The organism is Streptomyces sp. cg35 (assembly GCF_050410835.1).
Classification (GTDB): domain Bacteria; phylum Actinomycetota; class Actinomycetes; order Streptomycetales; family Streptomycetaceae; genus Streptomyces.
Genome location: NZ_CP191268.1, coordinates 308,808 through 327,833 on the forward strand (window position 1 = coordinate 308,808; position 19,026 = coordinate 327,833).

The window sequence follows — 19,026 nt, forward strand, 5'->3', positions numbered from 1 at the left end:
CTGTCAGATTCTTCGCCTCTCGCGTACCGCGCGCCGCGGACCGCACACTGCATGCAACTGCTCCGCCTCGACCGAATTACGCCCGTCACCCTCGTGAGTGAGTGCGCTCGGCACGGCATCCGGTGGGCACCGGGGCATGGCGGACTCGCCACCGGACCGGCGGTTCCCACGTCGACGGCCACGGCTCCGCTCAGGTCGGCCGGGCCGGGTCGGACAGCGCCTCGTCCTGATAGGAGGAGCCGTCCGCGGCGTCGCGATCCGGCGGTGCCGCGGTCTCGGCAGGCTGGTCGCCCGCCAGCAGGTAGTCGAGGATGCCGGTGATCTCCAGGACCCGGCTCAACTGGGCCGGACGCTCGTTCATGCACAGGCGGGTACCCGCCGCCCGCATCCGGCGTCCGAGCATCAGCAGCGCGGACACCCCCATGGAATCGACGTACGAGATCCCGGCGCAGGCGAGGCGCACGGTGTGCGTGGCGGGGTGGGCGGCGAGCGCGTCTTCCACATGGTCGGTGAAGTCGTCAGTGGTGCCGTACTCCAGCGGGCCCTCGACCGCGACGGTGAGGACACCGTCGCGGTAGCTGTGGCTGAGGCGCAGGGCGGGAAAGGTCGTCATGAGGTCTGTCCGGAGCGGAGATCGGTGAGCGCGACGCGTGACTGGTCGAGGATGGAGACGGCGCGGGGGAAGTCGCTGAGCTGGCGGAGCAGCGAGACCAGCACCGGTTGAAGACTGGCCGCCGGGACCCGGCGGGCTTCGAGAATGCCCGCGGTCCACGTCACGAACGTCGTGAACAGATCGGCATCGTCGACGTAGAGGGCGGTGGCCAGGTAGCTGACGATGTAGTCGATGTCCTCGACGGTGCGCTCGCGCTGGAACTCGCTGTAGTCGCGCATCGCGGGAAAGCCGTCTTCCACGTCGGCCAGGGCCTGCTTGACCAACTGCCGCTTGACGCGGCGGACCATCGTGTACTCCTGGTCGTTCAGGTGCGGCAGGTCGCGGTCCGGCAGCCGTGCCGCATCCGCCTTCGGCCGCTCCAGCCCCTGGGCGAGCGCCAAGTGCGCGCCCGCCGCGTCGAGGGCCCACTCGGCTCTCATCGCGCGGGCGTAGCGGCCGTCCTCGCCGAAGGCGGCGCCGCCGGCGAGCACCGGCACGCCGATGGCCTGACAAGCGCTGATCGCCGTGTGCGCGATCGGCAGATGGGTCGGGATCGACGACGACAGCAGCACCGCGTCGGCGCCCGTGTGATGCAGGTGGGCGACCAGGTGCTCGGTGGGGACCTGCGCGCCGAGGTAGTCGACGCGCCAGCCCCGCAGCCGGAGCACCTCGGCGACCAGCCGGGCGGGCAGCGCGTGCCACTCGCCGTCCACGCAGGCCACGACGACCCGGCCGCGTGACGTCTCGGGCAGGGCGTGCGCGGTGGCGTCGGCGAGCGCGGAGATGCAGCGTTCGTTGATCGCGGTCGCGGCGTGCTCCTGCGCGACGGTGATCTTGTTCGCGGCCCACTCGGTGCCGACGCGTCTCTGCGTGGGCGCGATGAGGTCCAGCAGGATCCGCTCGGCGGCCCTGCGCACCTGCACCGGGTCGCAGGCTCCGGTGTCGGCGGCCGCACGCACCAGGGAGAGGGCACTGAGCTCGTCGCAGTCGATCACCGCCTGCCAGAGGCGCTCGCGCAGTTCGCTGAAAGCCGGCGCCTCGTCGTCCGCGGTCGTCGTGGCTGTAGTCATGCAGTGAACCTGCCCCGAGTATGTCCGTCCACCGCTGTGAGGTGGTTGTTGCGTGGTGCGGTGATGGCGAGCAGGGCCATGTCGTCCTGCGGGCCTCCGTCGACCCACTGCGTGGCGACCATCTGCAAGCGCTCGGTGACCGCCTCGGCGGGCAGGCCCGCACACCCGGCCAGTGTGTTGCGCAGCCGCTGGTCACCGAAGAGGACGTCGCCGAGCGGGCCGCCGCGCGCCTCGGTGATGCCGTCCGAATACAGCAGGCACGTCTCTCCCGGTGCGAGGTCCACGGCTGCGGTGGTGAGCTTGATGCTCTCCGTGGGCAGGGCTCCGATCAGTACGCCCTTGGTGTCCGCTTCCTCGATCCGGCCGTCGGCGCGCACGATGAGCGGGGTGGGGTGTCCGGCGCTGGACACCCGCAGCCGTACGCGGCCGCCATGGCGCTTGACGGAGGCCAGGGCGAGCGTCGCGAAGCGGGCGTGGTGCGAGGACAGCAGTGCGTTGTTCAGCAGGGTGAGCACGCGCAGGTGGTCGCCGGCGAACGGCAGCAGCGCCTCGATGGTGTTGCGGATCTTTCCGGTGAGCACGGCGGCTTCCAGCCCCTTGCCGCACACGTCGCCGAGGACCGCGAACGTCTCGCCGTCGTCGCTGTCCGCCGGGTAGACGTCGTAGAAGTCGCCGCCGATGCGTTCGCTGACGGCCGCGGCACGGTAGCGGCCCGAGAAGTCGACCCCGCGCACGCGGTCGAGCACGGGCGGCAGCAGCTCACGCATGAGCACATCGGAGATGTGTGTCTGCTCGGCGTATATCCGCGCCGCGGACAGGGCCGCGCCGGCCCGTGCGGCGAAGAGCCGGGCGAACCCCTCCTCGGCTTCGGTGAACGCCGCTTCCTGCTTGTGGCGCATCAGCACCATCGCGCCGGCGGGCAGACCGTGCCCGGGCAGCGGGACCACGACGACCGAGCCGATCTGCCCGCCGTCGGCCGCGAACTGTTCCGGGACCGCCCAGTCGGGAACCTGCGCCGGGTCGATCCAGCACGAGGACACCGGCGGGAAGCCCAGCAGTGCCTCCGACAGGCCCGGCAGGCTGTCCGGGTCCATCGCGATCTTCTCCCGCACCACCGGCCCGTTGCGGGTCCAGCGCGTGACGGGATAGAAGCGGCCGTCGCGGACTCCGACGATGAGCGCCGCCTCCGCGAGGTGCTGCACCGCCATACGGGCCGTCACTTCCATGCACCGGTCCACGTTCAGCGAGGACAACAGCTCGCTGGAGACCTCCTGCAGTACCCGCGAGCGCTTCCGCTCGCTGGCCAACTCGGCCTGGGCGAACCGCAGATCGGCGTCATCGATCAGCCACCACGACACGGCGCCGTCGGCCTGCCGGCTCGGAAAGGCGTCCACCCTTCTCTCGCCGACGCGGCCCCACACCTCTGCCGGCAGACCCGCGTCCGCCCCTCGCACCACATCGGCGTGCGCTTCGGTCAGCCAGTCGGGCGCCACGTCCGCCAGCAGGACACCGGGCCGCACGCCCTGCAGGAGTTCACCGGCCCGGTCGTTGCAGGACAGCACTCGTCCCGCCCCGTCCACCGTGACCGAGGAACGGGGATCACGCAGGCCGACGGCCGGTTCAGCGCCTCGGGAGCCAACCGGCTCCGTGGAGGAAACCATCACGCGGGACCCGCAGGACGCCGGCCCCCACCACCCTTCACTGGATTCTCAGGACAGCAACCGGCGCCGCAACGGACCGACTTGCCCCGCTCCGGCGTCAACGCCCACGACTACAGTTGCCATAAGGCAACAGTTGCATGCCCAGGGGCTTCCCGGCAACCACGGCCGTCGCACGCGGCCCGGACTCAGGCGGCGGTGTCGCGACCGAACCAGTCCAGGCACACCACGAGGGCGTCATCGTCCGCGTCGGCGTTCAAGTACGCCGCCAACTCCTGCAGGATCGCGCGAGGCACCGCCGCCGCGGGCAGCAGGCTCGCGTTCTGGATCGCGCGCGCAAGCATCCGATCACCGTACGCCTCCCCCGCCTCCGACAGGGCGGCATACACCCCATCGCTGACGAACAGCAGGCGGTCCCCCGGCAGAACCTGGATCTCCTGTGCGACGTAGTCGGTCTCCTCGAACATGCCCAGCGGCAGCTGGGCCTCGAACGGCACCTGCTCCACCGCACGGGCGCGCTGCCGCCACAGCTGGGGCGATCCGGCGTCGACCACCCGCACCCGTCCCGTCGCCAGTTCGAAGGAGAGCAGCAGGGTCGAAACGTACTGTTCGCCCCGGTGCTGCGCGTAGAGGGCCTGATCGGCCAGAGCCGCCTGGTCGGCGATGCCGATGCCGGCCCTGCGGGCGTTGCGCAGGGCGTTCACGGCGAGGTTGGTGAGCAGGGAGGCCCCGATCCCCTCCCCCATGCCGTTCGTGATGGTCAGCGTCAGCGTCTCGGCCGTCGTGGCCCAGTCGAAGTTGTCGCCGTGGATGGCGTAGGCCGGCTCCAGCTGGGCACCGATCGCGTACTCGGCGCGGGAGCAGGACCGCCCGGGCAGCAGCTGCCACTGCATCTCCGCCGCCAGGGTGAGGCGGCTCGCCCTGCGGGCCTGCAGATAGACGTCGGTGTCGCGGTCGGCGACAACGATCTCGTGGCCCAGGATCTCCGCGAGGGCGGCAAGCTCGGCCACCCCTTCCTGCGTGCATCTCTCCTCCGGCACCCGCACGGAGAGAATGCCGAGCCGGTCGCCGCGGACGGTCACCGGCAGGTGCAGCTGCACCACGCCCGACGTGCTCTCGACGTGCGTACGCGGATCCTGGCTGCCGAAGACGCGGCCCTCGGCACTGGCGTGCACGGGAAGAGGCTTGGCCGTGTGCGGCAGCTCCGTCACCGGCTGCAGGACAGTGAGGCTGTAGTCCGCCATGAGGAGCTCGACGCTCACGGCTCCGTAGTGCTTGCCCAGGGCGGCGCGTACGGTGTCCAGCAGGCCGTACGGCGCCGCACCACGAATCGCCCGTTCGACAGCCACAAAATTCGTCGTCACAGCAGCCTTCTCCAAGAGGCCGGCGGCTACCGGGCGAGACAGGGGAACGGGCGTTCGGCGCGGCCGGATCACCTATCGGCCTGGAAGAACGCTCCTGGCGACACAGGCCCTCATCGGCATGACCTCGACCACGATCCCTGCGCCGCGCCCATCCGAGCCGAGCAGGAACATCGAAGCACCACAAGTGTTGCCATACGGCAACTGTCAAGGGATTGTATCTCGCGTACGCACCGGCCCGGCAGCAAATGACCAGGTCTCCGGCCCCGACTCGGCACTGATCCGCACTCCGCCGGCCGCCGCGCGGATATTTTCGGCGGAGCGGGCAGACGAGAGAGTACGCGTAATCAAAGCCACAGCTCGCGAGGGGTGCACCTCTTTCCATGGACAGTGACGGCCCCAGGGCGTGTGCCGGACCGCTGCAGGACGCCCGACCCGACCTGACCGCCGAGACGGTCGAGGCCGTGGAAGCACTGGTGTCCTTGTGGGCGCGCGCGTCCAGAACTGTCACCCCTCAGTTGTCCGTTCTGCAGTTGCAGGCTCTGCTCGTCGCCCGGGAAGTACCGCGGATCAATCTGAGCGCTCTGGCCGAGGAGGTCGGCGCCGCCCCCTCCGCCGCCAGCCGGCTGTGCAACCGGCTCGAGGCCGCGGGCCTGCTGCGCCGCGAACCGGCGACCACGAGCCGCCGGGAGATCCAACTGGTCCTGACCCGGCAGGGGAACGACATCCTCGACACCCTGTCCGCCCGGCGCGCCCGTATGTTCGGTGACGTCCTCAGCCGTATGCCGGCCGCTTCACGGCAAGAACTGCTGACGGGGCTCCGCGCCTTCGCCGAGACGGCTCGGACGCAGGGCCGTCGCACGACGGACCGTCCCTGACGGTCCGCCCCACGTCAGGCGATGGCCTCCGAGTTGCCCGCCGTCCCGTCCTCGGGGCCGCTCAGGCCGATGTACGCCGTGGCCGCCGCCTGGAACTGCTCCAGCCCCTCGGCCAGGTTCCGCAGATGGGCCGGCGACATGGTCTGCAGGACTTCCTCGATCTCCCGGGCGCGCGCCGAACGGAAGTCTTGAAGGACGACCGCTCCCCGACGGCTCAGCCGCAGGTCGACCTCACGGCGGCTCGTGGTGCTCGCGAGCCGCTCCACCAGTCCGGCGGCCTCCAGCCTGTCGCACAGGCGGCTCACCGCGGACGGCCGCGACCCGAGCGCCTCGCCCAACGCCCGCTGGTTCACCCGCCGCTGTTCCTCGATCACCGTCAGGGCCCGGAACTGCGAAGGCGACAGCGGCCCGGACGGCGCCGCTTCCTGACCGCGCCCCCACAGCACCTGGAGCAACTCCGATACATGGCACGCCACATGAGCAACGTGCTCAGGTGCATGGAGGGGCACACTTCGGGACATCCCAGCACCCTCCCGTCCACAAAGCGAGGCAGATAGTCCAGCACCCTACCGTCGCGGAGGCGCCCGGCGCTCGCCCCGGTATATGCCCTCCGCGCTTTCGCCGGGTCCTCGGCTCCGCCCATGAGGGTCATCCGGCTTCCCCTATGAAGATCGTCCGTCGGCGGCTTGCAGGCCGCTGCCCTGTGCACGCGCCGTGCCCGCCGCTTCCGCCCCGGGCGCTGTCGGTTCGGGCTCGACGGGTACCGGAGGCGGCGTGCGGTAGGCGCGGAGAGGGCCGTTGACCAGGGCCACGAGGGCCACCGCCAGGCTCGCGGACAGCCCTCCGGCGACCAGGGAGAACGGGGCCGAAGTGGCCGACGCCAGGAGGCCCCCGCGGAAGTTGCCGAGCTCGGGGCCCGCCACACCGATGACGTGTTCCACGGAGGAGACTCGCCCGCGGTACGCGTCGGGGGTCTCCAACTGGACCAGGGCGCTGCGGGTGACCACCGACACGGTGTCGGCCGCGCCGGCCACGGCCAGGCTGCCGAGCGCGAGCCACAGCGATCCGGCCAGGCCGAACCCGGCCATGGCCAGGCCCCAGGTCCCGGCCGCGACCAGTTGCACCAGGCCGGCGCGGCGCCGACGCGTCACCGTGCCGGAGAGCAGGCCGGCCGTGATCCCGCCGACCGCGACAGCGGAGAGGAACAGGCCGAGGGTCCGCGGATTTCCGCCGAACCGGGCCTCGTTGACCAGAGGGAAGAGCGCGATCGGCATGGCGAGCAGCGTCGCGGACAAGTCGGTGGCCATCGATCCCCAGAGCGTCGGCCGGCGCAGGACGATCCGCCACCCACCGCGCCGCGCCCGGCGCCTGCCTGCCGTGGCGACGCCCTCGGGCCGCATGGACGGGAGGCGCAGAACCGTGAGCATCGAGACCGCGACGGCCGCGCCCTGGGCGGCGTAGGCGGCGAAGAAGCCCCAGTGGGCAATGATCAGTCCGGCCAGGGCGGGCCCGGCCAGCATCGCCGCCTGAAAGGAGACGTTGGTCAGCGCGAGCCCGGCCGCGACCTGGTCGTTCGGCAGCAGCCGGACCGGGAAGGTGCGCCGGGCAGGCGCACCGAGCGCGTTGCAGCCGGCGCCCGTGGCGACCAGCGCGAGCAGCAGCAGGACGTTCCGGTTGTCCGCCAGCGCCTGGCCGCACAGCCCGGTGGCCGCCAGCAACTGGCCGCCGGTGGTGGCCCGCACCACCGTGCGGCGGTCGACGGCGTCGGCCAAGGTGCCGCCGAGCAGCCCGAGGAGCAGCGTCGGCAGGCCGGTGGCGAGCCCGATGGCTCCGGTGCCCACGGGGCTGCCGGTCAGGTCCCAGACCTGCGCCAGCACGGCCACGTTGGCTATCTGGCCGCCGAGCTGGGAGGCGGAGGTGCCGATCCACAGACTGCGGAACGGCCGGCTGCCGCGCAGCGGCCGGGTGTCGAGGAAGCGGACACGCGCCCTCACCGTGGCGGCTCGACGATGTGGTCGTGGATCCGCTGCCGCATCGACCGTCGCGCGAGCGCCTGTCGCACCTCCTCGACCACGGCGGTCATGGCGTGGGGGATCTCGGCGTCCAGTTCGGCGACCGTCGCGTGGGTGGCGCGCCATTCGGCCTCGAGGAAGGGCACCAGTGCCCGGCCGCGCCCGGTCAGGTCGATCCGCCGGGTCCGCGCGTCGGGCCCGGGCTCCGAGGTGACCAGGTCCTCCTTGCGCATGGCGGTGATGGTCTGGCTGATGGCGGAGTGCGAGCGGTCGAGGGACTCGGCGAGCTCCCGGATGGTCAGCGGCCCGGTGTGCGCGAGCCGGATCAGCGGATAGGCGAACCGCGGCCGCACCCCCTCGATGCCGCGGGCCACGTAGACCTGCTCGATCTCGGCGTCCAAGTCGGCGAGCAGCGCGTGCAGGGGCTGCCAGGGATCAGGAACCGTCGTGGGATCTGAAGATGTCACAGCGCTAATATAACAGCGCTGTCGCAATCAAATCCGGATGTCGTTGCATGCATCAATGCATGCATGAAAAGATACGTGGCTATGGCACCTATCTCGGGATCCCGCTCCGCAGCGGAGCACGCGTACCACCACGTCAAACAGGCCATCATCAGCGGTCGGCTGCCCGGCGGGCAGCTGGTCACCGAGAGCGAGATCAGTGAGGAGCTCGGCATCAGCCGGACTCCGGCGCACGAGGCCTTTCTCCGGCTGAGCAGCGAACGCCTGCTGGATCTCGCGGGCCGTAGAGGTGCCGTGGTCACGCCCATCGCTCCGCGCGAGGCGCAGGACGTACTGGAGATGCGCAGGCTGCTCGAAGGGGCCGCCGCCCGGCGGGTCGTCGAGGAGGGCGGTCCCTCCGCCGAGACGGTCCGCACCCTGACGGAGTGTCTGGAGCAGCAGCGACGCCACTTGGCCGCGGAGGATCTGGAAGCGTTCGTCGCGGCGGACGAGGCCTTCCACTCCGCCGTGGTGCGGGCCTCGGGCAATGCCATAGCGCTGCACTTCTTCACGTTGTTGCACGACCGCCAGCAACGGCTGCGCCACCAGCTGCTGACCATGCACCCGCAGCATCTCCCGGAAGTGATCGACGACCACCGCAAGCTGTCGGACTGCCTCACCGGGGCGGACGCCCCGGGCTACGAGGCAGTGCTCGCCGATCACGTGGCACGGCATCAGGGGGCCTTGTGAGTCGGGCGACGCCAGTTCCCTGCGGGCACGGTGTGCGTTCCGGGAGGCAGTGGCGCGTCGTGTTCGGCGCTGTCTTCGTCATGAGCTGGTGCGGCAACCAGTTCAGCCCCCTGCTGCTCCTGTACAAGCACGAGGAGCAGTACTCGACGCTGCTCGTGAACCTGCTTCTCGGGGTCTACGTGGGCGGTCTCGCGCCCGCTCTGCTCCTGGCCGGCGCCCTGTCCGACCGGCACGGGCGGCGCCCGGTCATGACGGCGGGGATGCTGACGGCCCTCGCCGCCGGTGCCGTGCTCGCCCTCGGGCCCCTCGGTCCGGCCCCGCTGTTCATCGGGCGCCTGCTGTCGGGCGTGACGGTGGGGATCGCGATGGCGGTGGGCAACAGCTGGCTCAAGGAGCTCTCCCAGCCGCCCCACGACACCGCCGCGGACGCCGGTGCGGGCGCCCGTCGCGCCTCGACGGCGTTCACCCTCGGCTCCGGCCTCGGTGCCCTGGTGGCCGGAGCGCTCGCGCAGTGGGGACCGCGCCCGGAGGTCCTGCCGTTCCTGCTGCAGATAGCTGTCGCCGTTCCGTTCGTGTGGCTGGTCAGGCGTGTCCCGGAAACGAGTCCGGGCGGCCTCGGCGGACCGCTGCGCAAGCAGCTGCGGGTTCCGGCGGCCGGGCACAAGCGGTTCGTTCGCGTGGTCGCGATCGCGGCACCGTGGCTGTTCGCCTCGGCCGCGCTCGCCTACGGCTACCTCCCCGTACTGCTCTCCGACTCCACCGGCTCGTGGGGCCTGGCCTACGCCACCGCACTCACGGGACTGACACTCGGCGTGGCCGCCCTGGTCCAGCCGCTGGCGAAGCGGATCGACACCCCCTCATCGGCACGGGGCCTGGTCGTCTTCCTGTTCCTGGCAGCCGCCGGGCTGCTGATGATGACCGGGGCCCAGCACTGGCAGTCCCTCCTGCTGGGCGTGGCCACGGCCGTCGTACTGGGCTGCGCCATCGGCACCGGACTGGTCAGCGGGCTCCTCGAAGTGCAGCGCATCGCCGGACCACGCGATCTCGCGGGACTCACGGGCGTCTTCTACACGCTCGCCTACGCGGGGTTCCTCACTCCGATCGTCCTGGCCGCCGCCACCTCACTGTTCAGCACGACGACGCTGCTGCTCGCCCTGGTCGTCCTGGCCCTGCTGTGCGCGACGTCGGTGCTGCTGGCCTACCGCCGTCACCTGCCGGCCGGACCGGCAACGACGCGGGTTGTCGCGCAGGGCGTCAGGAGGGACGCGCAGCCGTCCGACGCCCGCGTCGAGTGACCGCCCTCGGAAGGAGCTGGCCGGGAGTGCTCGCCGCTTCCTGGGCTGCCATGACCTCGTCGCCGTACTCGAAGGCCCAGGCACCGACGGCGTCGATGGGCGCCAGCAGGGTCCGTCCGAGCGCCGTGAGCCGGTACTCGACCCCTGAGGGTGCCTCGGGGCGGACCTGCCGGTCGACGAGTCCGTTGAACTGCAGTCGCCGCAGGGTCTCGGTGAGCACCTTCGAGCTGATGCCCCCGATCCGCTCCCGCAGGTCGACAGGGCGCGCGGGGCCGTCGCGCAGGGCCCAGAGCACCACGGCGTTCCAGGTGTTGGAGAGCAGGTCGAAGGCGAGGCGGGCCCGGCAGTCGGCGAGGAAGGCGTCGGTCGTCACGTACCAAATGGTGCCCGAACTCCCTTCTAGCGTCGGTGCGAACGCTGGAAGCGGGCAATCGGGTACGGACAGGGGACGCGTGATGAGAATCGGCGTACTGGGAACGGGCCACATGGCCGACGCGCTCGCCACCCACTGGGTGCGGGCCGGGCACGAGGTGACCATCGGGGGACGGAACCCGCGCGAGGCGGAGCGGCTCGCGACGCGCATCGGGGGCGGCGCGAGGCCTGCCGGTCTGCGTTCGGCGGCCGAGTCCGGTCAGGAGGTGGTGCTGGCCGCGCTTCCCTTCGGGGCGGGGGCCGTTGTCGTACGGGACCTGCGCGCCGTCCTGGACGGCAAGGTGCTGCTCGATTGCTCCAACCCGGTCGGGCCGGGTTTCCGGCTGCTGACGGAAGGCGGCCCCTCAGCCGCACGGCAATTGGCCACCGCGGCACCAGGAGCCCACGTGGTCAAGGCGTTCAACCTCTGTCACGCCGACGTGTGGCGCATGCGCCCGCCGGTCTTCGACGGGAGACCACTGGCGGTGCCGGTCTGCGGGGACGACGAGACGGCGCTGGTACGCGTGAACGAGTTGGTGCGGGACCTGGGGTGCGCACCGGTGGCTGCAGGCGGGCTCGACCGTGCGGGACTGCTGGAGGCGACCGCCGCGCTGCTCATCGGGCTGTGGGTCGGCGAGGGCGCGGACGCCCAGGCGATCGCCCCTCCGCTGGCCTATGCCGCCGGACCGGGCCGGCCGGACTCGGAAGACGGCGAGGGGGCGCGGAGGGACCCGGCGTGACTGCGCGAGCACGGCCTCAGTTCGTCGCGGGGGTCGCAAGGAAACCGGCCAGCTTTCCGGCTTCTTCCTGCACGGTGTCGTTCTCCTGGGGTGACAGGGTTCTGAGGGGGGTGACGCGTACGCGTTCGCCGTCCCCGGCCCAGGTCGCGGCGACCCGCCCGTCGACCAGCACGACGCGCTGTCCTGCTACGGAGAGGCCCAGATGCTCGTCGTCGACGATGCGGCTGCGGTCGTCGTAGCCGAGGAGCGCGTTGTCGAAGGCGGGCAGGAAGCGGACCGGTGCAGGGGTGTCGGCGTCCGGGCGGGGGGCGTCGGGCAGGTCCAGCAGTTCACGTCCGCGTTCGTCACGGAAGCTCACGAGCTCGTCGCGGAGGGCCTTGACCGCTTTCGGCAGCCCGGCCAGGCCGCTCCAGGCACGGATGTCGGCAGTGGCGGCGGGGCCGTACGCGGCGAGGTAGCGGCGGACCAGCCGCTGACCGACGGGATCGCCATCGTCACCCGCGAGGCGTCCGTCTCCGTCGCCGTGTCCGGACAGGGGGACGATGCTCGCGCCGAGCCACGTGGCCAGGGGGAGATTGCGCACTCCCGCGGTGGTCTGCCACAGGCCGCGCGGTGGCAGTTGGGCCATGGGGATCAGCGCCGCGATCAGCAATTCGCCCAGCGCGCGGCGGGGCGGACCGGGCCAGCGTTCCTCGACGGCGGTCACGAGTTCGGCCATGGTGCGGGGCCGGCCGTCGGCCAGGGCGGTCAGCCCCGCGGCGGCGAGCTCGTCCAGGTCGATGCCCGCCAGTTCGCGGCGGTACGTGCCCAGCACGCGCTGGCGCAGCATGGCGTCGTGCCGGGCACGCCAGTCCAGTACGTCCGTGGCGGTGACCAGATGGATCGTGCGGCGCATCAGGTGCGTACGGACGACGTCCCGCCCGGTGAGGGCGTCGTCGAGCTGGTCCGGGGTGAAGTCCCGCATCCGTGACCACAGCCCGACGAAAGGCTCTTGAGGCTCTTGTGCCTGCAGGCCGCACAGATGGGACACGGCGTCGGTGACCGTGGTGGCGCGGCGCTCGAGCAGGTACTGGCGGGCGAGCGTGGCCCGGTTGAGGTCGCGCTGGGTGAGAACCGTCATGGTCCTAGGCTGCGGCACGCTGGTCGTCTCTTCCGCTGGGTGGAGGCATCCGGGCCGCGGAGAGAGGCCACGGCCCGGACGGATGTGCACGTGGACTGCGGTGGTTCAGCCGTTGTGGGGCGCGGCGACGTCCAGGACCCAGGTCACCCCGAAGCGGTCGGTGAGCATGCCGTACAGCGGGGCCCACGGGGCCTCGCCCAGCGGCCGCACGACGGCGGAGCCCTGCGCCAGCCGCTCCCAGAGCGTGCTGATCTCGTCGGCTTCGTCCCCGCGCACGGAGACGAAGAACGAGTTCTCCCCCTGCGCCCAGGGAAGCTGGGACGGCACGTCGTAGGCCATGACGTGGAATCCGTGGCCGCCGGACACCTCACCCCACATCACCCAGTCCGCCTCGGCCTCGTTCTGTACCGCGCCCGCGTCCTTGTAGGTCACAGTGACGGTTCGGCCGCCGAACACCGACTGATAGAAGGCCAGCGCCTCGCGGGCCTGGCCCCGGAAGTTGAGATGAGTGGTGGTCGACACCGACATGACGCTTCTCCTCGCAACCGGTGGACGGGCACGGTCCGAGTGACCGCGGCCCGGGCCAGGAGCGGTGGCTCTCCGGCCTGTGCGAGATCAACCCTCGCAGCGGTAGAGGACAGGTTGTGTCCTCTACCGCTGGCACCATGGCCGTCATGCAGAAGACGTCCTCCCGCCTGCTGGTCCTGCTCTCGCTTCTCCAGTCGCCTCGCGACCGGTCGGGCGACGATCTGGCCGAGCGCCTCGACGTCACCGTGCGGACGGTGCGCCGGGACATCGACCGCCTGCGCGAACTGGGCTATCCGATCCACACGGTCAAGGGCCCTTCGGGCGGCTACCGCCTGCGCGCCGGTACGCGACTGCCGCCGCTGCTCTTCGACGACGGCCAGGCCGTCGCCCTGGCTCTCGCCCTGCAGACGGCAGCCGCGGATCCCTCCATCGGCGAGGACGCCACCCGAGCCCTGGCCACCCTGCGCCAGGTCATGCCCGCCCGCCTGCGCCACCGTATGGACGCGCTCCGCGTCACGCCGGTCCGGCCCGTCGAGAAGCAGGCCACGACGACGGCCGACCCTCAGCGCCTGGTCGCGCTCGGCGAGATCATCCGTGCCCGGGAGGAACTGCGCTTCGACTACGCGCCGGGAGGCGGCGGCGACGCACGTCCGCGCCGGGCGGAGCCGCACCACCTGCTCACCTGGCGTGGCACCTGGTATCTCCTCGCGTGGGACCTCGACCGGGAGGACTGGCGTATCTTCCGCGTGGACCGCATCACCGTCCGCACCCCCAACGGGCCCCGTTTCACGCCCCGGCCGCTCCCCCAGGACGACGTGTCCGCCTTCGTCACCGGACGTTTCCGCGGCACCGACGGCACCACCGCCGACTGGCCGTGCCGAGGTGAGGCCGTCCTCACCATGCCCGCGCAGTCCGTCGCCGCCTTCGTCCCTGACGGCATCGTCGAGGAACTCGGCCCCGAGCGTTGTCGCCTCACGCTCGGCTCGTGGTCATGGACCGGACTCGCCGCCGTCCTCGGCCGCTTCGACACCGAGATCGACGACGTCGCCCCGCGCCAACTCGCCGACGCCTTCGCCTTGCTCGCCGATCGCTACGCACGCGCGGCAGGGCAGCACCTCCCCGCCCCTGAGCCGGTGCCGGCAGGCCCGACGCACAGCTCTCCGGTACGGAGCCTGCCTCGGCACGGCCCGCCGGAGCACACTGTCTGACGTGCCCCTATCTGCCGAGTCCGCTTGCCGTTAGCATGTTCGAACTCGCGACGATCACCCTGATCGCCTGTTCTTCACCGGAAACATGCCATCGAGCGCAACAAGTGCCGCTTGCGCCCTACATCATCAATGAGTCGGACAATTGAAAACCACGCCACCACGAATATCCCTGCCCGACCCCGGTGACGCCGCAATCCGGCGTCAGCCACGCACGATGCTGTGGGTCATGGCGGGAGTGGCCGTCCTCGGATTCGTCATCGCACTGGAATTCGCGGCGCGCCACTACGGCCAACCGGGGCCGATCACAGACGAAGCACGAGAGGTGATCTTCGCACCGCATTCAGGGCCGCTGCTGTACGCGGGTCTGGCGTTGACGATGGTGGTGCTCACCTGGCGGCAACGGCTCATCGCGGCGTGTGCCGCGATCGGCATCGACATCGTCTTCCTGCTGGTGCGGCTGGTGGTCGGCGCCGACCTGAACTTCGGGAACGGCGCGTTGTGGGTCGTCATGGGCTGTGCGGTCCTCGCCTTCACGCATCGGACCGGCGAGGAACGGGTCCTGCTGCTCAAGGGTGTCGGGCTGGGCCTGTTGCTGGTGTTCGGCCACAAGACGGGCGACACGTGGCTGCTCATCACGTCGAAGGCCCGCCCCGAGGTGCTCGATCCGTACGTGGCCACGGCCGATCACGCGCTGGGCAACCCCTCGTGGCTGTTCGGCCAGGCCGTCGAGGCCACCAGTCCGATCAGCAGTCACGTACTCGGACTGGTCTACGGTCAACTGCCGCTGGCAGCCGCCCTGGTCGGGCTCTACCAGCTGCGTCACGTCGGGGTCGAGCGGCGCTTCCCGAGCCATCATCTGGTCCGCACCTTCCTGGTCATCGGTCTGCTCGGGCCGGCCATCTACATGCTTTTCCCGGTCGTCGGACCGATCTACGCGTACGGCACCGACGGCGGACTGTGGGCGGCGGCCAACGTGTGGCCCGACACGCTGCCGTCGATCGGCGCGCTGCACCCGATCCCGTTCGACCAGATCACCCCGCGCAACTGCATGCCGAGCCTGCACACGGCTTGGGCCACCACGCTCTTCATCCACTCCCGCGAGGGCTCGCGGGTCATGCGCTGGGCGGGCACGTTCTGGCTGGTCGCCACCCTCACCGCGACGCTGGGCTTCGGCTACCACTACGGCGCGGACCTCATCGCCGGCGTGGTGTTCGCCCTCACGATCGAGGCGGCCATGCGCTCCGTCGCTCGCGGCTGGGACGTGTCAGGAATCCGTCTGGTCAGCTACGGCACGGCTGTTTTCGGCGTGCTCCTCGTCGCGTACCGCTACCTGCCGCAGCACATGGCCGCGCATCCCTGGGTGTTCGGACCGCTTCTCGTCCTGGCGCTGATCTCGGTGATCCAGCTCTACGTACGCACCACGAAGGCGTGGAATCCGAAGAGCGCGCCGACGCCGAACCCGGAACCGCAGCCCGCGGAACCGCAACCCGAGCTCGCCTGAGACCGGGTCCGCCGGAGGCCTCGTGCGCGGGGCGGCGGACCCGTCAGCCGGTGGAGACCCTCTCCTGCTCGGACGCCGCCACGAGCCGCGACTCCGCAGTGGTGCGGGGCGGTGCGGTCAGGACGGCGAGACAGCCGACGACCAGGCCGATGCCGCCCCACCCCAGCGGGGGAAGTCGTTCGCCGACGACCAGGACCGCCAGGACGGCCGCGACCGCGGGCTCCAGCAGGGAGAGTGTGGTCGCGGTACTGGCCGGGACATGGGCCAGGCCCCAGCCGAACAGGATGTAGCCGAGGAACATGGGCACCAGCGCCATGTAGGCCCCGACCGCCGCGTTCGTCCACGACTCCGCCAAGGGCGCGCCGGTGATCAGCAACACGGGCAGAAGCAGTAGTCCGCCGATACCGAAGACGGCTCCCATGGCGGCGCCGGACCTGACGCCGCGGCTGATCAGACGGTGGGCCGCCCAGGAGTACAGGGCGTAGGTCAGCCCGGCCACCAGGCCGAGGCCCACGCCGAGCACGGTCGCGCCGACGGACCTGGCGCTGGGGCCCGGGTGCCGCGCGGCGGCTTCGGCCACGCACAGCAGCGCTGTCCCGGACAGGCCCAGAGCGGCGCCGCTCATCCAACGCCGTGTGAGGCGGCGGCCGTCCACGACCCGTTCGATCACGGCCGAGGCGAGCGGGGCGGAGCCGATCGAGACCACGGTGCCGGCGGCGACCCCGGCCAGGTGCATGCTGCTGTAGAACGCCAGAGGGTAGGCGCCGACCGCCAGCGCGCCGAGCAGCACCACACCGCGCTGCGCGCGCAGTCGGGGAGCTTCCCGGTGGATCCGGGGAGCCGCGATGAGGGCTTGGAGCAGCCCGCCCAGCCCCATGGCGACGGCTCCGATCGCCAGGGGCCCCACACCCGGGGCGAACGTCGCAGCCGTACCTGTCGTGCCCCACAGCATCGAGGCGAGCAGGACGCACAGCGACCCCGCGCCCGCCGGTCCGGCCGCCCTCCTCACAGGCGCTCCAGCAGGTCCGCCGCCATGGCCCGCGCCCGCTCCACCCGCGTGGCCGCGCCCTCGAGACCGGCGCGTGCCATCGCCCCTTCCAGCAGGAACGCCAGGTGCTCCGCGACCGCGCGGGTCTCCTCGGGCCGCCCGGGCAGCAGCTCCGCCATGTGTCCGGCGAGCAGGGTCTCGACCTCCTCCTTGTGCCGGCGCACCGCGGCTCGGCCTTCGTCACCCGCAGGCAGTTCGGCGGCCGCGTTCAGCAGACCGCACCCGCGGAACCCGCGCTCGTAGGCGTGCGCCGCGTGATCGGCGTAGGCGTCGAACACGGCCAGCACGCCCGAGCGGCCGTCGCTTCCCCCTTGCAGCCGCTGCCGGTACAGCCCCAGCCACTCCTCGTGCCGCGCGTCGAGATAGGCGAGCACCAGGTCCGATTTGGAGGAGAAGTTGTTGTAGAGGCTCATCTTGGCCACGCCTGCTTCGGCGGTGATCGTGTCGATCCCCGTTGCCGCCACGCCGTCCGCGTAGAACCGGCGGGCCGCAGCGGCCAGAATCCGCTCTCTGGCGGGCCGCCCCCGCGCAGGGCGCGGCGCCGAAACCCCGCCTTCTGTACCTGTGTCCGTATCCGTGTCCGCCAACGCACTCTCCCCCTCACTAGGTAGGTCAGTCTACCTAGTGAGGGGCGGCTGCTGCGCCCCCCTGCCCGTCGGGACCGGAGTCCTCTCCGCGCTGATGGCCACGGCGGGCGTCGCGGTCGAAGATGCCGAGGATCTCGCACGGCCCCCCTTCGGCGCCGATGGCGTGCGGGAGCATCGTGGGGAACTCCGCGGCCTGGTTGGTCTCGATACGGAAGCGCCGGTTGCCCAGCAGCAGGATCGCGGTGCCGGACAGGACGACGAGCCATTCGCGGCCCGGGTGGGCGCGCAGGCGCGACGGCTTGTCGGGCGGCGGGTTGGTCATGCGCTGGCGTACGACGGTCATGCCGGGGTCCGCCTTGACGGGCCAGCGCATCAGCCCGTGGGCCGCGTCGATGGCGGGGTGGGAGACGACGTCGTCCGTGGCGGTCTCGACCAGCTGGTCCAGGGACGTGTCCAGGGCGCGCGCGAGGGTGACGAGCTGGTCCAGGGCGAGGCGCCGCTGACCGTTCTCGATCCGGGACAGCGTGGACTGGCTGACGTTGGCCCGGGTGGCCAGCTCCTCCAAGGACCAGCCCTGTGCCACCCGCAGAGCACGGATGCGTTTGCGCACCAGGCTGTCCAGCTCACCATTGTCTTGCGTCATAGGCAAGAGTGTATGCCTTGGCAGCAAGGCGCGCCTAACGTCGGCCTTGTTCGGCCCCGTCCTGACCGGGGCCGCGAGGAAAGGGGCGACGACATGGCTACGACCAAGGCCGCACACGCGACCGGCGCGCCGGCGGACGAGACCGTTGACGCCATGGTGATCGGCGGTGGCGCCGCCGGGCTGAACGGGGCGCTGATGCTGGCCCGTTCCCGCCGCTCGGTCACCGTGATCGACAGCGGCACCCCGCGCAACGCGCCCGCGGAAGGCGTGCACGGCCTGCTCGGGCTGGACGGCACTCCCCCGGCCGAGCTGCTGGCAAGGGGCCGTCGAGAAGTGCGCCGCTACGGCGGCACGGTGCGCGCCGGTGAGGTCGTCACGGCCGTCGCGGCGGATCCGTCCACCGACGGCGATCCGCGCTTCACCGTCACCCTGGCCGACGGGAGCGTCCTCCACGCCCGTCGTCTCCTCGTCGCCACCGGTCTGCGGGACGTCCTGCCGGACGTACCCGGGCTCGCCGAGCACTGGGGACACGGCGTGGTGCACTGCCCCTACTGCCACGGCTGGGAGGTGCGCGACGAACCCATCGGCATCCTGGCGGTGGGGCCCGGCTCGGTCCACCATGCGCTGCTGTTCCGCCAGTTGACCGACGACGTCGTCTACTTCACCCGCGGCACCCCGCTCGACGCGGACACCCGGGCTCGGTTCGCCGCCCGCGGGATCCGCGTCGTCGACGCCCCCGTCGACCGGGTCGTGGCGGCGGAGGTCGGCGGTGTCGCGGGCGTACGCCTGGCGGACGGACGACTCGTCCCCCGAAGCGTCATCGCCGTGGCCACCGTCATGCGGGCGCGCGTCGAGGGACTCGAGGGGCTGGGCCTGCCGATGCGGGACCTGCCCGGCGGAACGGGACGCCACTTCGCCACCGGCACGGCAGGCACCACCGCGGTGCCCGGCGTGTGGGTCACCGGCAACGCGACGGACCTGACCTCCCAGGTCGGCGCCTCGGCGGCGGCCGGCGCTCTGGCCGGTGCCCACATGAATGCCGACCTGGCCACCGCCGACACCGAGGCGGCCTTCGCGGCCGCGCAGTTCGACACCGCGCGCGTCTGACGGGCCGCGCGGCC

General features: G+C 71.5%; 20 protein-coding genes. 7 read left to right on the plus strand and 13 right to left on the minus strand.

Annotated elements, in window-relative coordinates; translation table 11 throughout:
• Positions 1 to 190 precede the first annotated feature (190 nt).
• The 4 genes from ACQUQD_RS01585 to ACQUQD_RS01600 all read right to left on the minus strand — a co-directional run bounded on the left by ACQUQD_RS01585 (position 191) and on the right by ACQUQD_RS01600 (position 4,744).
• On the minus strand, positions 191 to 613 hold the full coding sequence (locus ACQUQD_RS01585; RefSeq protein ID WP_428950068.1) for an STAS domain-containing protein: 423 nt from the start codon (positions 611 to 613) through the stop codon (positions 191 to 193).
• Positions 610 to 1,722, minus strand: coding sequence for a cobalamin B12-binding domain-containing protein (locus ACQUQD_RS01590; protein WP_428950069.1), 1,113 nt, complete (start codon positions 1,720 to 1,722; stop codon positions 610 to 612). Before ACQUQD_RS01590 ends, ACQUQD_RS01585 begins: the two co-directional genes overlap by 4 nt.
• The gene (locus ACQUQD_RS01595) at positions 1,719 to 3,383 is read right to left on the minus strand and encodes a PP2C family protein-serine/threonine phosphatase (RefSeq protein ID WP_428950070.1); all 1,665 of its coding nucleotides are present in this window, start codon (positions 3,381 to 3,383) and stop codon (positions 1,719 to 1,721) included. The genes ACQUQD_RS01590 and ACQUQD_RS01595 overlap by 4 nt, the downstream gene beginning before the upstream one ends.
• Before the next feature lie 185 nt (positions 3,384 to 3,568).
• Complete coding sequence (locus ACQUQD_RS01600; RefSeq protein WP_428950071.1) at positions 3,569 to 4,744, minus strand: PP2C family protein-serine/threonine phosphatase; 1,176 nt, start codon at positions 4,742 to 4,744, stop codon at positions 3,569 to 3,571.
• Positions 4,745 to 5,124: 380 nt separating this feature from the next.
• On the opposite strand from ACQUQD_RS01600, the gene ACQUQD_RS01605 reads away from it, so the two are divergent.
• Positions 5,125 to 5,619: a MarR family winged helix-turn-helix transcriptional regulator gene (locus ACQUQD_RS01605; RefSeq protein WP_428950072.1), complete on the plus strand. Its 495-nt coding sequence runs from the start codon at positions 5,125 to 5,127 to the stop codon at positions 5,617 to 5,619.
• 14 nt (positions 5,620 to 5,633) lie between these two features.
• Here ACQUQD_RS01605 and ACQUQD_RS01610 read toward each other — a convergent pair whose 3' ends face one another.
• From ACQUQD_RS01610 to ACQUQD_RS01620, 3 genes are all read right to left on the minus strand, one after another.
• Positions 5,634 to 6,140: a MarR family transcriptional regulator gene (locus ACQUQD_RS01610; protein ID WP_428950073.1), complete on the minus strand. Its 507-nt coding sequence runs from the start codon at positions 6,138 to 6,140 to the stop codon at positions 5,634 to 5,636.
• A gap of 141 nt (positions 6,141 to 6,281) precedes the next feature.
• Positions 6,282 to 7,613, minus strand: coding sequence for an MFS transporter (locus ACQUQD_RS01615; protein ID WP_428950074.1), 1,332 nt, complete (start codon positions 7,611 to 7,613; stop codon positions 6,282 to 6,284).
• Entirely contained in the window at positions 7,610 to 8,098 is a 489-nt protein-coding gene (locus tag ACQUQD_RS01620) for a MarR family winged helix-turn-helix transcriptional regulator (protein ID WP_428950075.1), read from the minus strand. Before ACQUQD_RS01620 ends, ACQUQD_RS01615 begins: the two co-directional genes overlap by 4 nt.
• Before the next feature lie 81 nt (positions 8,099 to 8,179).
• Here ACQUQD_RS01620 and ACQUQD_RS01625 point away from each other — a divergent pair, with 81 nt between their 5' ends.
• Entirely contained in the window at positions 8,180 to 8,824 is a 645-nt protein-coding gene (locus tag ACQUQD_RS01625; RefSeq protein ID WP_428950076.1) for a GntR family transcriptional regulator, read from the plus strand.
• 59 nt (positions 8,825 to 8,883) lie between these two features.
• Positions 8,884 to 10,119 carry an MFS transporter gene (locus ACQUQD_RS01630; protein WP_428950077.1) on the plus strand — a complete coding sequence of 412 codons (1,236 nt, stop codon included), beginning with the start codon at positions 8,884 to 8,886 and terminating at the stop codon, positions 10,117 to 10,119.
• On the opposite strand, the gene ACQUQD_RS01635 is transcribed toward ACQUQD_RS01630, so the two are convergent.
• Positions 10,079 to 10,492 carry a winged helix-turn-helix transcriptional regulator gene (locus ACQUQD_RS01635; protein WP_428950078.1) on the minus strand — a complete coding sequence of 138 codons (414 nt, stop codon included), beginning with the start codon at positions 10,490 to 10,492 and terminating at the stop codon, positions 10,079 to 10,081. The genes ACQUQD_RS01630 and ACQUQD_RS01635 overlap by 41 nt on opposite strands.
• An 82-nt stretch (positions 10,493 to 10,574) precedes the next feature.
• Between ACQUQD_RS01635 and ACQUQD_RS01640 the strand changes: the two genes are divergently transcribed.
• Entirely contained in the window at positions 10,575 to 11,270 is a 696-nt protein-coding gene (locus tag ACQUQD_RS01640; protein ID WP_428950079.1) for an NADPH-dependent F420 reductase, read from the plus strand.
• 16 nt (positions 11,271 to 11,286) lie between these two features.
• Here the strand turns inward: ACQUQD_RS01640 and ACQUQD_RS01645 are convergent, their stop codons facing one another.
• Both ACQUQD_RS01645 and ACQUQD_RS01650 read right to left on the minus strand, forming a co-directional pair.
• Positions 11,287 to 12,390 (minus strand): winged helix DNA-binding domain-containing protein, encoded by a 1,104-nt coding sequence (locus tag ACQUQD_RS01645; protein ID WP_428950080.1) that lies wholly within the window; start codon positions 12,388 to 12,390, stop codon positions 11,287 to 11,289.
• A 105-nt stretch (positions 12,391 to 12,495) separates the two neighbouring features.
• Positions 12,496 to 12,918 carry a VOC family protein gene (locus ACQUQD_RS01650; RefSeq protein WP_428950081.1) on the minus strand — a complete coding sequence of 141 codons (423 nt, stop codon included), beginning with the start codon at positions 12,916 to 12,918 and terminating at the stop codon, positions 12,496 to 12,498.
• A gap of 146 nt (positions 12,919 to 13,064) precedes the next feature.
• On the opposite strand from ACQUQD_RS01650, the gene ACQUQD_RS01655 reads away from it, so the two are divergent.
• Positions 13,065 to 14,126: a helix-turn-helix transcriptional regulator gene (locus ACQUQD_RS01655; protein ID WP_428950082.1), complete on the plus strand. Its 1,062-nt coding sequence runs from the start codon at positions 13,065 to 13,067 to the stop codon at positions 14,124 to 14,126.
• A gap of 214 nt (positions 14,127 to 14,340) precedes the next feature.
• Positions 14,341 to 15,627 (plus strand): phosphatase PAP2 family protein, encoded by a 1,287-nt coding sequence (locus ACQUQD_RS01660; protein WP_428950083.1) that lies wholly within the window; start codon positions 14,341 to 14,343, stop codon positions 15,625 to 15,627.
• Between the two features lie 43 nt (positions 15,628 to 15,670).
• Here ACQUQD_RS01660 and ACQUQD_RS01665 read toward each other — a convergent pair whose 3' ends face one another.
• The 3 genes from ACQUQD_RS01665 to ACQUQD_RS01675 all read right to left on the minus strand — a co-directional run bounded on the left by ACQUQD_RS01665 (position 15,671) and on the right by ACQUQD_RS01675 (position 17,905).
• Entirely contained in the window at positions 15,671 to 16,636 is a 966-nt protein-coding gene (locus ACQUQD_RS01665; protein ID WP_428950084.1) for a DMT family transporter, read from the minus strand.
• Complete coding sequence (locus ACQUQD_RS01670; protein WP_428957422.1) at positions 16,633 to 17,178, minus strand: TetR/AcrR family transcriptional regulator; 546 nt, start codon at positions 17,176 to 17,178, stop codon at positions 16,633 to 16,635. The genes ACQUQD_RS01665 and ACQUQD_RS01670 overlap by 4 nt, the downstream gene beginning before the upstream one ends.
• A 118-nt stretch (positions 17,179 to 17,296) precedes the next feature.
• The gene (locus tag ACQUQD_RS01675) at positions 17,297 to 17,905 is read right to left on the minus strand and encodes a helix-turn-helix domain-containing protein (protein ID WP_428950085.1); all 609 of its coding nucleotides are present in this window, start codon (positions 17,903 to 17,905) and stop codon (positions 17,297 to 17,299) included.
• Between the two features lie 93 nt (positions 17,906 to 17,998).
• On the opposite strand from ACQUQD_RS01675, the gene ACQUQD_RS01680 reads away from it, so the two are divergent.
• On the plus strand, positions 17,999 to 19,012 hold the full coding sequence (locus ACQUQD_RS01680; protein WP_428950086.1) for an NAD(P)/FAD-dependent oxidoreductase: 1,014 nt from the start codon (positions 17,999 to 18,001) through the stop codon (positions 19,010 to 19,012).
• Positions 19,013 to 19,026 lie beyond the last annotated feature (14 nt).